The following is a 14953-nucleotide window of genomic DNA, read 5'->3' as shown; positions in this document are numbered from 1 at the left end:
GATTGGCTAAACCAAAGCTCCCCGACTCGCGTCGGGGAGCTTTTTTTATCGGCGCGCTTTACGCCTCAGCCCGAAGCACTTTACTCAACCTTATGGCGCCACCCTCCGCACGAGCGGCTTTCTTTTGGCCACGCTTTGCACCCGTAATTCTGGTTGCCGCCGTCATCGCGATTTACGCCAACACGCTGCACGCACCTTTCATTTTCGACGACGCCGGCGCCATCGTAAGTAACGAGTCCATCCGGCAATTCTCGACTTCGCTCCAGCCACCAACCGATGGCAGCACGGCCACCGGACGGCCGGTGCTCAATTTCTCCTTCGCCCTCAGTTATAAACTCAGCGGCACCGATTCGTGGGGCTATCACGCGGTCAACCTGCTTATCCACGCGGGCTGCGCACTCCTGCTCTTCGGTTTGGTCAACCGCACACTGAACGGGCCTGTGCTCAGTTCGCGCTACGCCGCCGTCGCCCGGCCGCTCGCCTTGGCTATCGCCCTGCTTTGGGCCGTTCACCCTTTGCTTACGGAGTCGGTCACGTGCATCGCGCAACGCACGGAATCGCTCTGCGGATTTTTTTTCCTGCTCACACTTTACGCCTTCACGCGTCGCTGGTTCGTAATCTCGGCCATCGCGTGTTTGCTCGGCATGGGCACCAAGGAAGTGATGGTGACGGCACCCTTAATGGTGCTGCTCCATGATCGCACCTTTTTCGCGGGCACGTTCGCGGCTGCGTGGCGCGCCCGTCGCACGTGGTATCTGCTGCTCGCTTCCACCTGGGTTTTATTGATCGCGGTGCTGGTGGGGGGTGGCGGCACCCGGGGCACCGCCGCCGGTTTCGGGCTCGGAATTTCCAGCTGGGAATACCTGCTGACTCAGGCAAGTGCGCTGATCATTTATTTAAAACTCTCCCTCTGGCCGCACCCGCTTGTCCTCGATTATGGCACCGAGGTCGTCCGCTCCTTGGCCCAAGTGTGGTGGCAAGGCGTGCTGGTGTTGATGCTGCTCGGAGCCTCCTGCTGGGCGCTCGTGCGCAAACCGACTCTCGGATTCATCGGCGCATGGTTTTTTATAATTCTGGCCCCGAGTTCGAGCGTAGTTCCCTTGGTTACTCAAACCATCACCGAGCACCGCATGTATCTCCCTCTGGTCGCCGTGGTCGCCGTCATCACGGTCGGGGCGCATCACTGGCTGGGTTCGCGCAAAGCACTGCTCGCATTGGGCATCGTGGCGCCGGCATTCATGATTATCACAGTCGCGCGAAATCACGACTACCGCGACCCCATTGCAATCTGGACGGACACCGTGGCAAAACGTCCGCAAAGCGCCCGGGCTCACCTCAACCTCGGCATCGAGTTACGCAGCCAAAAAAAACTGGCGGAAGCCTTGGTCTGCTTTGAGCGCGCCGTCGCTCTGCAATCGGATTATGTTTTAGGGCACTACAACTTGGGCGCAGCGCTCCTGGAACAGGGTCAAACCAAGGCGGCGCTCACCCACCTCAGCATCGCCTTAAAATTCGGCCCCGCCCTTCCCGACGTGCACCTGACCTTGGGCAATGCCTTGGTTGAAGCCGGGCGGGTCGACGAAGCGATTGCGCACTTCGAAACCTCCCTCGAACTCAAACCTGCTCCCGACATTCACTACAATCTCGGCACTGCGCTTCGCATGGTCGGCCGGGATTCCGAATCGATTTCCCATTTCGAAGCCGCGCTTGCGCTTAACCCTGAATTGGCCGCCGCCCAAAGCGCGCTCATCACCCTGCTTGCCAAACAAGGCATGCAGCTGGCCCAAGCAGACCGGGCACCCGAAGCGGAGAAAAACTTTAGGCGCATCGTGACCCTTGATCCCCGTAATTTCTCTGCCCACGCCAACCTTGGAAACACCTTGCTCATGCAGGAACGTTTTCGTGAAGCCGCCGCCAGTTACGAAACGGCGCTCCAGCTTCAACCCGGGAACGTGGCCGTAACTCAGAATCTGCGCGTCGCGCAGGAAGCTATGCGGTCAAAGTAAACACGAGATTGCGCGCATTTATCCCGCCGCTGTTTCTGACTGTAAGAGCCGCGACGTATCGCGAGACGCCAGTGGGAATTCCATCGTGATGCTTCAAGCGATCGCCTTCGCGATCTCGCCCCACCCCTCCTTCGTTCGTCTGCCGTTCCGTCTCTGCGGTTTTGCGCCGACTACTGTCATGTCATCCATTTCCAACCGTCCGCGTGTCGCTCTCATCGGCGTATCGGGCTATGCTGTCATCTACCTCGATATCGCCAAAGCAGCGCACGCTCGCGGCGAAATCGAGTTGAGCGCCGCGGTCATCATCAATCCCGCCGAGGAAGCGGCCAAGGAAACCGAACTCCGCGCTCTCGGCACCCGCATCTACCGCGACTATGAGGAAATGTTGCGCGCCGAGGCCGGCCGACTCGACCTCTGCCTCATTCCCACCGGCATTCCCTGGCACGCGCGCATGACCCTCGCCGCGTTGCACGCCGGTGCGCATGTGCTCGTGGAAAAACCGCTCGCCGGCTCCAACGCCGAAGTCGCCGCGATTCGCGCCGCCGAAAAAGCCACCGGCAAATTCGTCGCGGTCGGCTTCCAGGATATTTACTGCCCGGTCAACCGCTGGCTCAAACAGCAGCTCTGCGCCGGCGCGATCGGCAAGCTGCACACCGTGCGCTTCCTCGGACTCTGGCCGCGTCCCGCCGCTTATTTTACCCGCAATCCGTGGGCCGGACGCCTGCACGCCAACGGCACGCAAGTCCTCGACTCGCCGCTCAACAACGCGTTTGCCCACTTCGTTAATCTCAGCCTCTATTTCGCCGGCACGTCCGTCGACACTTCCGCCGCGGTGCAAATCGATTCAGCCGAGTTGCTGCGCGCCCACGCCATCGAAAGCTTCGACACGAGTGTCGTCCTCGCGCGGTCTGCGGAAGGCGTGAACTTCTGGTTCGGTGCTTCGCACACCTGCCACCAAGTGCGTGAACCGGAGATCTACCTCGAAGGCAGCGCCGGTCGCGTCGAATGGAAACACGAGCGCTCTTGCGTCATCATCCGCCATGATGGCTCGCGCGAGGAGCGCGTGCTCACCGACATCGCCGCCAATCGCAAAGCGCTCCTCGATGCCGCCTTCGAAAAAGTGCATCGCCCCGACACGCTCATTTGCACGACTGCTCTCGCGGAAAAACACACCGCATTTGTCGAAGCCGTGCATGCCGCCGCACAGGTGCAATCCGTGCCCGCGCAATTGATTTTCTGGAAAGCACCCACGCCCTCCGCGGCGCCGGTTCCCGGCGTCGCCGGTTTGGAAGAAGCGCTGTCGCGCGCGTTCATTGCGAAATCCCTGTTGCGCGACACGGGCTTTGTGCTCGAGCCCGCGCGCAGCGCGTAGGTAATTTTGCAGCTGCGGTTACTTGGGGTGCCCGCCGCCGTCTCCCTTCAACTCCCTTCTCCCATGGCTTCACTGACCCGTCGTGATTTTGTGAAACGTTCCGCCCTGATCGCCGCTGCGGCCGCCCAAGTGCCCACGCTCGCCCGCGCGCAATCAGCTTCTGCCGCCCCGGCATCGTTACCGGCAACGTCGGCCAATGCAGACGTGCTTCACTGGCTCGAAGGCAAACCCGCCGTGCTGCCCGGCACGACTTGGGGCCGGCCTTGGCCGCGTGGAAAGCACCCACGTGCCACCGCCTTCACTCTAAAATCCGCCGAAGGCTCCGCCGTGCCGGTGCAAACCTGGCCGCTCGCTTTCTGGCCCGATGGCTCGCTCAAGTGGACGGCCCACGCGATCCCGGGCGACGTGCCCGCGAGCGAAACTTATCGTCTCGAAACGGGCGCGCCTGCCGCCCCCGCGCATCCGATAAAAGTCACCGATACCGCAGATGCCGTTACGATCGACACCGGCATCATCCGCGCCGTCATCGCGCGCCAAGGCGACACGCTCATCCGTTCCGTCACGCGCAGCGAAAAAGAAATCGCGCGCGACGGTCGCCTTGTGTGCCAGTTGGAAAATCGCCAGGACGCCGCCGCGAAACGCGTCGAATCTTTCTCCGGCGAAATCGCCCGCGTCACCGTCGAGCAAACCGGCCCCGTGCGCGCCGTCGTGAAAATCGAAGGCCGTCACGCCGGCCAAGGCCGCACGTGGCTGCCGTTTATTGTGCGTCTCTATTTTTACGCGGGCAGCGACAGCGTGCGCCTGATGCACACCATCGTCTTCGACGGCGACGCGCAGAAGGATTTTATCACCGGCCTCGGGGTGCGTTTCGCGGTGCCGTTGCGCGGAGAAAATCATGATCGCCACGTGCGCTTCAGTGGAATCGACGGCGGAGTTTTCGGTGAAGCCGTGCGCGGCATCACCGGCCTGCGTCGCGATCCCGGCGCGAAAGTGAAAGACACCCAAGTCGCCGGCCTCGCCACGCCGCCGCTCGCCGAGTGGGACAAGCGCGTGACCGATCGCCTGCAATACATCGCCGCTTACGCCGACTGGACGCTGCTTCAGTCGAGCGCGGACGGTTTCCAAATTCACAAGCGCACGCGGGACGGTTTCACGTGGCTCGATTCCGCCCAAGGTCAGCGCGCCGGCGGGCTGGGCTACATCGGCACGCCCGATGGCGGCGTGGCGTTCGGGCTGCGCAATTTCTGGCAAAGTCACCCGGCACAACTCGACATTCGCAACGCCACGAGCGACGCCGCCGAAGTCACTGCATGGATGTGGGCTCCGGGCGCCGCACCGATGGACCTCCGTCCTTACCACGACGGCATGGGCATGGACACATTCGACAAGCAATACAACGGCGGCCTCGAAATCACTTACGAAGACTACGAGCCCGGTTTCAACTCGCCCGAAGGCGTCGCGCGCACGAGCGAACTGCATTTGCATTTCGTCGCCGCCACGCCCACGCGCGAAGCGTTCGCCGCGCTGCAGCACGCGCTCGAAGCGCCGCCGCAGTTGGTGAGTTCCTCCGCCTGGCTGCATCACTGCGAAGTCTTCGGAAAAATCTGGAGCCCGTCCGATCGCTCTTCTCCGGCGCGCGCGAGCGTGGAAGACCGGCTGGCTTCCTATTTCGATTTCTATGTCGGGCAACGCGAGCAACGCCGCTGGTATGGCTTTTGGAATTACGGCGACGTCATGCATACCTACGACGCCGATCGCCACGAATGGCGCTACGACGTCGGCGGGTTTGCTTGGGACAACTCAGAGTTGTCGACCGACATCTGGCTCTGGCTTTATTTTCTGCAAAGCGGACGCCCTGACGTGTTCCGTTTCGCGGAAGCCATGACCCGCCACACGGGCGAAGTGGATATTCATCACCTCGGCCGCTTCGCGCCGCTCGGCTCGCGCCATAACGTGCAACACTGGGGCTGCAGCGCGAAACAGATGCGCATCAGCACCGCGACGAATCGCCGTTACTATTATTATCTCACCGGCGATGAGCGCGTGGGTGATCTGCTACGCGAACAAATCGAAGCCGGCCGCACGCTGCTGACTTTCCCGCCCGGCCGAAAACTCGCGCACGCCGCCTCCGCCGGCGACCAGGCGCGCGGCGAAACCGTCGACGCCACCAAAGTCGGCATGAGCGTCGGCACCGACTGGGGTTCCATCGCCAGCGCGTGGCTCACGGAATGGGAACGCACCGGCGATGCGAAGATGCACGATCGTCTCCTCGCGGGCATGCGCACTCTCGGCGCGCAACCGCACGGATTCTTCACGAGCGCGCTGACCATCAATCTCGAAACGGGAGCCTTCGCCATTTCCGAGGACAAAGGTATTTCCGTCTCACACCTCAACGCGGTCTTCGGCCTCGTGGAAGTGTGCGCCGAACTCAACCAGCTGTTCGATGTGCCGGAATTTCGCCGCGCGTGGCTCGACTATTGCGAACTCTACAACGCTTCCGCGGACGAGCAGAAAAAGCGGCTCGGTTCCGCGCTCCGCGCCAACGGCCTGCGTCAAGGGCACTCGCGCCTCACCGCTTACGCCGCGCAACAGACCGGCAATCCCGCGCTCGCCAAGCGGGCGTGGGAGGAATTCGCGACCGACTGGCGCGGCAAGCCAGCTGCGACCGGCGCGTTCAAAGGCACGCCGCTCACCGGCCCTACGGTGCTCCGCCCGGTGGACGAAGCGGTGTTCGTTTCCACCAACGACGCCGCGCAATGGGGCCTCGCCGCCATCCAAAATCTCGCGCTCGCGGGCGACGCCCTGCCCCGCTCGTAATCGGCATGCCGCTCGCCGACGCACCGCCCGCTTACGCTCACGTTTGGAACGCGCCATCGGCGGCGAATCCGATCATCGCCGGTTACTACGCCGATCCGGCGTTGGTCACGCACGCCGGAAAACAGTTTCTCTACGCGACCCTCGATCCGTGGGGCAGTGAAACGCTGGGCTGCTGGGAAAGCGCCGATTTCAAACACTGGACTTTTCGCGAACTGAACTGGCCCACGAAAACGGCTTGCACGAGTCCGACTTCCAAGGGCTCAAACGTGTGGGCGCCGTCCGTCGTGAAAGGACCCGACGGAAAATTCCACCTGTTCATTTCGGTGGGCAGCGAGGTGTGGGTGGGCGTCGCCGAGCATCCGCTCGGCCCCTGGCGCGATGCGAACGGCGGCCAGCCGCTCATTCCGGCGACGTGGAATGAAACTTACCACATGATCGACGCGGAAGCGTTTATCGACGACGACGGGCGCGCGTATCTCTACTGGGGCTCCGGGTGGAATTGGAAAAACGGACGCTGCTTCGTCGTCGAATTGAACCGCGAACTCAATGCCTTTGTCGGCGAGCCGCGCGATGTGACACCTGAAAACGGCCACTACTTTGAAGGCCCGTTCATGGTGAAGCGCGGCGGAAAATACTACCTCACTTACTCCGACGGTCGCACGAATCGCGACACTTACTGCGTTTACTACGCCGTCGGCGACAGTCCACTCGGGCCATTTCGTGAAACGAAAAACGAACCGATTCTCAAAACGGATCGCGCGCGCAATGTCGTGAGCCCGGGCCACCACGCCGTCTTCACGCACGAAGGGCAGCCTTACATTTTATATCACCGCCATCGCCTGCCGTTCGAGACCGACACCGCCTACCGGCAACTGTGCGTCGATCCGCTGCAATTCGACGAATCGGGCGAAATCGAAACCATCACTCCCACCCATCGCGGGCCAGCGTTCATCCAAAGAACTCGTCCAACAATCAAAGCGGTCGCCGCCACCGCATCGAGTTCCGTCGGAGATTTTTTCGGCGCTTCTGCAGTGCTCGACGACAATCACGCCACGCGCTGGGCCGCCGAACCGAGCGCCCGAGGTGCCTGGCTCCGACTTGATCTCGGTGCCGTGAAAAAGATTTCCCGCCAGGAAATCAGCTTCGAATACGCGTGGAAACCCTACACCTTCACCGTAGAAGCCTCGATCGACGGCGACACATGGACACGCGTGCTCGAACACCCCGCAACGACTGCCGTGCAAAGTCCGTTCGTCGTCAATTCGAGGTTGGACGCGCGCTATTTGCGCGTAACTTTTCCTGAATCCACCGCCGGGGCCGACATCTCGATCTTCGGTTGGGAAATCTTTCCGTAATTCTTCATGACTCGCACTCTTCCTCCGCACCTCCTTTACGGCGGCGACTATAATCCCGAGCAATGGCCCGAGTCCGTCTGGGCCGACGATGTGCGTCTCATGCGCGAAGCCGGCGTCAACATTCTCTGCGTCGGAATTTTTAGTTGGGCAAAACTGCAACCGAGCGAAAAGCGTTTCGATTTTGGCTGGCTGGATCGTGTGCTGGATTTGCTCGCTGCCAACGACATCTCCGTGTGTCTCGCTACCGCGACCGCATCGCCGCCACCGTGGCTTTCGAAAAAACATCCCGCGATTCTCCCGGTGACCTCCGATGGCATCGTGCTGCAAGTCGGTTCGCGTCAGCAATATTCCCCGAGCAGTGCGATCTACCGAAGATACGCCGCGGCGTTGGTGACGCGCATCGCGAATCGTTACCGTAAGCATCCCGCCGTCGTCGCGTGGCACCTCAATAACGAATACGCGTGCCACCTCCACGAATGCCACAGCGAAGCCAGCACGGTGGCCTTTCGCCAATGGCTGCGCGCGAAATACAAAACGCTCGCGGCCCTCAACGCCGCGTGGGGCACCGCGTTCTGGAGCCAACTTTACGGCCACTGGGAAGAAATTTTCACGCCACGCCGCGCGCCATATCACACCAACCCGACGCAGTGCCTCGATTTCAAACGTTTCACGAGCGACGCGTTTCTCGAACTCTACAAAATGGAGGCGGCAATCTTACGCAAAGCCACGCCGCATCTGCCGCTCACGACTAACTTCATGGGCTTCTTCAAACCGCTCGACTATCGCGCGTGGGCGGCGGAGTTGGATTTTATCGCATGGGATAGCTACCCCGATCCGGTTGATGAAGCGTCCGCGCGCCACACCGGCGCGGCAGGTCACGATCTGATGCGTTCGCTCAAACCAGAGCGCCCGTTCGTGCTGATGGAGCAAGCTACGTCAGCCGTAAACTGGCGGCCGACCAATTCGCCCAAACGTCCGGGCTTGATGCGCCTGGGCAGCCTGCAAACCGTCGCGCGCGGTGGTGATGGCGTGATGTTTTTCCAGTGGCGCGCCTCGAAAGCCGGCGCAGAAAAATTTCACAGCGGCTTGATTCAACACATCCCGCCCGAACAGAGCCGCGTATTTGCCGAAGTGAAAGCGCTCGGCGCGGAACTGAAAAAACTCACGCCTGTTGTCGGTTCGCTCGTGCGGAACAAAGTCGCGATCGTCGTCGATTGGCACGCGTGGTGGGCGGTCGAAACGGAATCGAAGCCCGGGCGCATCGATTACGCGGCGTGGGCGCAAAGTTTGCACGGTTGGTTTTATGAAAAAAACATCGGCGTGGATTTTGTGCATCCCGACGCCGACCTCACCGGGTTCAATCTCGTCGTCGCCCCAGCGCTTTATCTCCTCACGATAAAATCGGCGGCAAATCTCGATTCGTTCGTCGCACGCGGCGGCACGCTTCTCGCGACCTATTTCACCGGCATCGTCGACGAAAACGAACACGTCGTGCTCGGCGGTTACCCCGCCCTGCTGCGCAAAACGCTCGGACTGTGGGTTGAAGAATGGGCGCCTTATCCCGACGGCCGCACCAACGAGATCAAATTCACGCGGTCTCGCCAGACGCACGCATGTTCACAGTGGTGCGACCTCCTGCACCTCGAAAGCGCCAGCGCGATCGCCACGTATTCAAAAGATTTTTTCGCAGGCCGCCCAGCGATCACTAAAAACAATCACGGCCAAGGCACCGCGTATTATCTCGGCACGAAACTCGACAGCGCCGGCCTCGATCAACTGCTCACCGAAATCAGTCGTCAGGCCGACGTATCGGCTCCGCTCGCAGCTCCCGCCGGCGTGGAAATCACACAGCGGGAATCGGCGTCCGGGAAATTTATCTTTGCCCTCAATTACCACGATAGTCCGGTTAAAATCCCGCTCGGGAAAATTCGTGGGAAAAACCTGATTACTGGCGATTCGGTTTCCAAATACCTCAAACTCGCCCCGCTCGATGTCGCTGTCGTTGCGGTAGAAAGCTAAGGCGTCGCCCTTTCAATTTTAAGATCACGAATCCGCAGATGACTGTGCACCGTGCGGAAACCAAACCAACCTTCGCGCAGCGGCTCGGGATCTTTGAACTCAAAGATTAAAATGTCGTCGCGGTAGTAACGCACGACGCCGTCCGCCTGCGCGATGATTTTGATCCGATAAGGGCGATTGCCTTCGAGCAATCCTGCCGCCTCACGACGGTCGTGCTCCGGCAACAGCGGTTTCACTCCACCGCCAGCATAACGTCGAAAACGCGTCGTGGTGTTATCGTTTCCACCCTGGCCCACATAGTAAGTGCGCAAGCCGTCGTAAGTTTCGAATTTTCCGTTTCGACCATGAGCCTTAAAAAATAAATCCCCGGGACTGCGCGGATCCGTGGCCAGCCAAAAACAGTTCATATCTGACACGCGATCGAGCGGCCCACCGGCATTTACCACCGTCGCTTCGTAGGTGATCGTCAGCGGTGCTTTAAGTTTTTCTTTCCACCACACGGTGCATCCGTCGCGGTCCTGAATGGTGAGTCGCCCGGGTGCGATTTCCACCGTTCCGCCCGGCATTTGTTCGACCACCCAATTACTCGCACAGTCGAACGGGCCAGGGTTGTGCGGAGCCATGGCCCACGCGCCCACGCCCAAAAACAGAAAAAGCAGGCCTCGCCAGCGCGACGTTCGAATCGACATGCGTAAACCCCAACGCGCAAATTCTCACGTCGCAAGTCAACTTCCCTCTCGTCAGCCGCCCTTTGAAAGCTCTACATGTTTACAGTAAGAACATGAGCGCCCCCTCTATTCGCGAAATCGCCCGCTCCCTCGGGCTATCGCACACCACCGTTTCCGAAGCCCTGCGCGAATCACCACGCGTAAATCCGGCCACGCGCAAACGCGTGCAGAAAGCCGCGAAGGCCGTCGGCTACCGGCCGAACCCGCTTGCCGGCGCCTTGATGTCGGAGATGCGCCGCGCCCGCTCCGGCACATTTCGCGGCGTGCTCGCGATTCTCGACCATGACGGTCCCGATGGTCGTTCGAGCAATGCGAATCGCTATCACCGCGAACTCGCGCGCGGCGCCAGCGAGCGTGCCGCCGAACTCGGCTTCAAAGCGGAAACCATCATCACCGGCACGCGCGGGATCTCAGACGCACGCCTCGATACGATTTTGCAAACCCGCGGAATTCGTGGACTGCTCCTGCTTCCGATTGGCGGCGACGCCGATTTAAGCGGGCTCGATTGGTCGCACTTCGCCGGTGTCTATACCGACTATCTAATTGAAAAGCCCGCCCTCCACGCAGTGTGTCCCGACCACTATCGCTCCATGGTGTTCGCGGTGCAAAAGCTGCACGGGCTCGGCTATCACCGTTTAGGATTGGTGCTCCACGGCGGCCACGACGCACGCTTGCTGCATCGTTGGGAAGCGGCGTTTCACACGTATCACGAGCATCATTCCCAAAAAGAGGCGCTCCCGCCGCTGGTGCTGCCGGAGATCGACAAGAAAAGTTTTATTCGCTGGTTCAAAACCAAGAATCCCGACGCCGTGCTCTGCCACCGTGCGGAAGTCATGGAATGGATGATCGAGTGCGGCGCGAAGATTCCCGAAACGCACGGCTTCTGCTGCCTCAACGTCGCCACCAACACCGTGCCGTGCGCCGGCTTGGATCTGCAACCGGGCCTGCTCGGCGCGCGCGGCGTGGAATTGTTGATCGCCGCCTTACACCGCAACGATTGCGGCGCACCCGAACATCCCTCGACCACGACAATTCCCGCGGTCTGGGTGGACGGCCCCACTCTCAAAAAGGTTTGAACGAGTGCGAGTTGTGCTACCCCTGTGCTAGGGAAATTCAGACGCGGCGGCAGAATGCGGAGTTTAGAAAATTTTGTTTGCTACCCCTACCGCTTTGGGGTCTCTTCACCGCTCTTTTCCGGTCAGACCGGAGTTGAAATCGGGACGTAGCTTAGCCTGGTAGAGCGCTTGCTTCGGGAGCAAGAGGTCGAGAGTTCGAATCTCTCCGTCCCGACCATTTCGACCAAACGCCCAGAAACGACACTGGGCGTTTTTTCATGTCCTAATGCGTCAGGCGTGGAGACTTGGATCCTCTCGCCGGTTTGACTGTGAACGCCGGTGGTCGGCACACGCCGATCCCAACGGCCCCAGCGGGTGAATCATGTTTCGCTAATACGAGCGAAGGAAGCTGCGATGGATAGAAATTCCAGCGCAGCTCAATTTCACCTCCTCCAGCAACAGGAGGATTAGATTTTCCCCATCCAAGTGAAACTTCGAACTGTTCACACACCACGAGGCTGCAACTGACTCACATTGCTTCTCCGGAAACGCCGGAATGCTGCGATCGTCAAACAGCCGGCCGCGCCAAAGAGTGCGTAGGTGGAAGGTTCCGGCACCGGAGTAATCACACTGGCGTTTAAGAAAGTGGCTTTGAACGCGAGGTCAGACACCGTAGTCGTAAACGGCACAAACGTTCCGCTGCCGCCGGGAGTATTGGAGAAGACAAAACTACCGCCCGAGTAGGTATCCGCTCTGACGCCGCCGAACATATACGAGCCCGCTCCGGATAAATCTTCCGCAAAAAAAACGTAGGACTGCGAAGCCGCCAGGAGCGTGTTAACCGAAAAATTATAGGCCGCGTATCCGGGAGCCGCACTCAACACCGTGTTGCCGGATGACCAGACCACTGTGCCGATTTTATTCAGCGTCGTGTCGTAAGTTGCGATTTTGGCATTGAAGAGCCCGTTGACGACCGGGGTGTTGAAGTCCGCTCGAGGTGAAATGTTGACCTGGAAAAAACTCAAGAGATTGAAGCCGACCGGCGCGCTAAACGTCTGACCGAAAATTGGCGTGTTGTAGAATTGAGGAAAGCCGCTTGTAGCGGGGCCGTTGTTCCCGAAGGAGCTTACGCCTTGGCTGCCGTTCCAGGAAGTTTCGGTGTTGATGATCTGAGCATGCGCGGCGCTAGCGATGCTGAGCACGGGGAGTAGGACGGTGATGAAGGATGATTTCAGTGTCATGAGGTTAATGGGATTATGGTTGAACATGAAAAAAGTAGGTGCGCGCACTTCGGTTGCTAGTGCCATTGATGTGCCGACACGCTGCTTTGCGTATCAGGGTGCAGCTCGGTGAATCATCAGGATAATCGTATCGGGTTATTGGAAAGTTTCGGTGGCGAGCGGTGTCAACTCGGTGGATTGGCCGCTTTGCCGCCGGTCGATCATCAGGCAAACCCTGATTGGACGCGGAGTGATTTGATGTCGCTTGCCACGTGCACCTCGCACGCGGAAGCGTGGTGTCCGACATGTTCGCGACTCCACTCACTTCCTTCGCAATTCCCCACCCGACTCCGAGTCCGGTGCCGGCGCGCAAGAACATCCTCGATCCGATTCTGGATGCGTGCGGGCTGGGTTGGTTTTGCTTGCGCGCCTCGGGGCGCAGGGAACACGTCGCAGCTCTCAATCTTATGAGACGCAATCAGGTCGAAGCCTTTGCTCCGCGCATTCGTATCCGCCGCGAGCTGCGTGCGGGTGGCGTGCAAACCGTGACCGAAGCGCTGTTTCCTGGTTATGTGTTCGCGCGTTTTCAATATCCGACCCAAGTGCGTCAGGTTGTCAGCACGACGGGCGTCCTTGGCTTGGTCGCTTTTGGCGGTCCGCCTCCCCGCGTGGATGATGCGACCATCGCCCAGCTCCGCAGTCACCCCGCGCCCAACACAGCAACCGCACTCTCTCCGATTTTCGAAGAAGGCGATTGGGTGCGCGTCGCCGGCGGTTGCTTTCGCGGTTCGGAAGGTCGCGTATGCAAGTCGGCCAACCCGCTGGATCGCGTTCGGGTTTTACTTTCTCTGTTAGGTCACGACGTCGAAATCAGTTTGCCGGGTGATCAATTGATCAACCGCCAAGCCTCCGTCGTAAACATGCGTTCTCCACAGCGTGCGTCGGTGACTGACGGCACGCTAGGTGAGCGCACTCGCCTGGCGTCGTAAACGTCACTCGCTCGTTTGTTTGCTGCCTGAACCGCGCTGCGGCCAATGGCGGTAGCGCGCCTGAAAACCTCGCCGCGCTCGACGTAATTCAAAACGGCGCGATCGCATATAAATTTCCGTTCAATGAAAACCATCCTCCATGCCGCCGGCTTGGCATTAATCGCAGGCTCCGTTTCAGCCGCCATTCCTGTCGGTCGGGGCGAAATCTCTGCCAGCGCGGCCGCCACGGTCACATACGATTCCAATTTATTCGGAACGAACGATGCCACTGGAGACACGTTCGGCACGCTCACACCGCGGGTTTCTTATCTAAAAAAAGCAGGACTTATCGAAGCTTCGGCCAACGCGGGCATCTCTTTTCTTCGCTACCTCGAACAAACCGAGCTCGACGCGGAAAATCTCGATCTGGACGCAACGTTGCAGATCACGAACGCTTCGCAACGTAACTACTCCGGCTTGGTTTCGGCTGCTTACCGCGAGAGCGCCGACGTCAACACCGACATCAACGCGCGCATTGAGACGCAAGCGACCACGTTTATCGCCAAGGGCGCGCTTATCACCGGACCACGCAGCCAGGTCGCCACGAACGCCAATTACAGCGACACCCAACGCTCGATCGCGAGCGATCAGCAGATCCTGAGCACCGACGTGATTTACGCCTACTCGGATTTCTTTTACGGCAACTCACTGCGCATCGCCGGTAACTACGACACGCTGCGCACGTCCGGCGAGAATGCGCGTGGCGTCGCTCTCGATCAAAAATCCTACAGTCTCACGGGTGGCCTGAACCGAACCTTTGCGCGCGACGTCCTGCGTTTCGGATTCAACTACGGTTATCGCATCGTCAATCGCTCCAGCGAAGAAAATCCTGACCGACCCGCGCGTCAGTCAGGTTCGATTCTTTCCGTCATTCTCGAAGGTCCATTCCTGCCGGCGAAATATTTCCCGAAGATCACGTCGTCTTTTTCTCTCAGCTACCAGAGTGCGGCCACCCCGGGCATTAACGACGACGGTTCCAAGGAACTTGTCGGCACGCTGCGTCTGGCCTGGGAAGCACGCGAGCGCACGCGCGTCCGTTTCTCCGCTTATCGCACCCAGCGACTCGCGGTCAGCGATGTCACCGTCGTCACCACGAGCGTGCAACTCGGGCTCGACCAGACGCTGCGCACCAACCTCACCGGCACACTCACCGCCGGTTACGATTGGTCCACGTATGATGAAATGGATCGCGACGACAACGTCGTCTCTGCGAGCGCCGGGCTGCGTTACCACTTCGCTCGCAAGTGGGACGCCAACCTCACGTATTTTTTTAATTCCATTTCTTCGAACCTTCGCGAGTCCACCTTCGACCGTCACGTCGTGAGCCTGAGTGTTTCCTACCAGTTTTAAATC

Annotated in this window: 10 protein-coding genes and 1 tRNA gene; 9 read left to right on the top strand and 2 right to left on the bottom strand. The window is 60.0% G+C overall.

All coding sequences use genetic code 11. The features are described 5' to 3' along the window. Positions 1-92: 92 nt before the first annotated feature. From ACRRQW_RS13500 to ACRRQW_RS13480, 5 genes are all read left to right on the top strand, one after another. Positions 93-2006, top strand: a complete 1914-nt coding sequence (locus ACRRQW_RS13500) for a tetratricopeptide repeat protein (protein WP_438482009.1) — start codon at positions 93-95, stop codon at positions 2004-2006. A gap of 178 nt (positions 2007-2184) precedes the next feature. Beyond that, entirely contained in the window at positions 2185-3378 is a 1194-nt protein-coding gene (locus tag ACRRQW_RS13495; RefSeq protein WP_438482007.1) for a Gfo/Idh/MocA family protein, read from the top strand. 63 nt (positions 3379-3441) lie between these two features. Continuing rightward, complete coding sequence (locus tag ACRRQW_RS13490) at positions 3442-6195, top strand: Tat pathway signal sequence domain protein (RefSeq protein ID WP_438482005.1); 2754 nt, start codon at positions 3442-3444, stop codon at positions 6193-6195. Between the two features lie 5 nt (positions 6196-6200). Continuing rightward, complete coding sequence (locus ACRRQW_RS13485; protein ID WP_438482003.1) at positions 6201-7550, top strand: family 43 glycosylhydrolase; 1350 nt, start codon at positions 6201-6203, stop codon at positions 7548-7550. A gap of 6 nt (positions 7551-7556) precedes the next feature. After that, entirely contained in the window at positions 7557-9569 is a 2013-nt protein-coding gene (locus ACRRQW_RS13480; protein ID WP_438482002.1) for a beta-galactosidase, read from the top strand. Here the strand turns inward: ACRRQW_RS13480 and ACRRQW_RS13475 are convergent. Further along, positions 9566-10258 (bottom strand): DUF6250 domain-containing protein, encoded by a 693-nt coding sequence (locus ACRRQW_RS13475; RefSeq protein WP_438482000.1) that lies wholly within the window; start codon positions 10256-10258, stop codon positions 9566-9568. The two genes, ACRRQW_RS13480 and ACRRQW_RS13475, sit on opposite strands and share 4 nt — an antisense overlap. A gap of 92 nt (positions 10259-10350) precedes the next feature. Between ACRRQW_RS13475 and ACRRQW_RS13470 the strand changes: the two genes are divergently transcribed. Both ACRRQW_RS13470 and ACRRQW_RS13465 read left to right on the top strand, forming a co-directional pair. After that, positions 10351-11373 carry a LacI family DNA-binding transcriptional regulator gene (locus ACRRQW_RS13470; protein WP_438481998.1) on the top strand — a complete coding sequence of 341 codons (1023 nt, stop codon included), beginning with the start codon at positions 10351-10353 and terminating at the stop codon, positions 11371-11373. Positions 11374-11513: 140 nt separating this feature from the next. Then, positions 11514-11590 (top strand) — tRNA-Pro (locus ACRRQW_RS13465). A gap of 265 nt (positions 11591-11855) precedes the next feature. Here the strand turns inward: ACRRQW_RS13465 and ACRRQW_RS13460 are convergent. Continuing rightward, complete coding sequence (locus ACRRQW_RS13460) at positions 11856-12593, bottom strand: PEP-CTERM sorting domain-containing protein (protein ID WP_438481997.1); 738 nt, start codon at positions 12591-12593, stop codon at positions 11856-11858. 251 nt (positions 12594-12844) lie between these two features. Here ACRRQW_RS13460 and nusG point away from each other — a divergent pair, with 251 nt between their 5' ends. Then, positions 12845-13561 carry a transcription termination/antitermination protein NusG gene (nusG, locus tag ACRRQW_RS13455; protein WP_438481996.1) on the top strand — a complete coding sequence of 239 codons (717 nt, stop codon included), beginning with the start codon at positions 12845-12847 and terminating at the stop codon, positions 13559-13561. 123 nt (positions 13562-13684) lie between these two features. Beyond that, complete coding sequence (locus ACRRQW_RS13450; protein ID WP_438481995.1) at positions 13685-14950, top strand: outer membrane beta-barrel protein; 1266 nt, start codon at positions 13685-13687, stop codon at positions 14948-14950. The last annotated feature ends 3 nt before the right edge of the window (positions 14951-14953 follow it).

Origin of the sequence: Oleiharenicola lentus (assembly GCF_051660365.1) — a bacterium.
Taxonomy (GTDB): Bacteria; Verrucomicrobiota; Verrucomicrobiia; order Opitutales; family Opitutaceae; genus Lacunisphaera; species Lacunisphaera lenta_A.
Note: the sequence above shows the minus strand (reverse complement) of the source record. Positions and strands in the feature narration are given on the sequence as shown.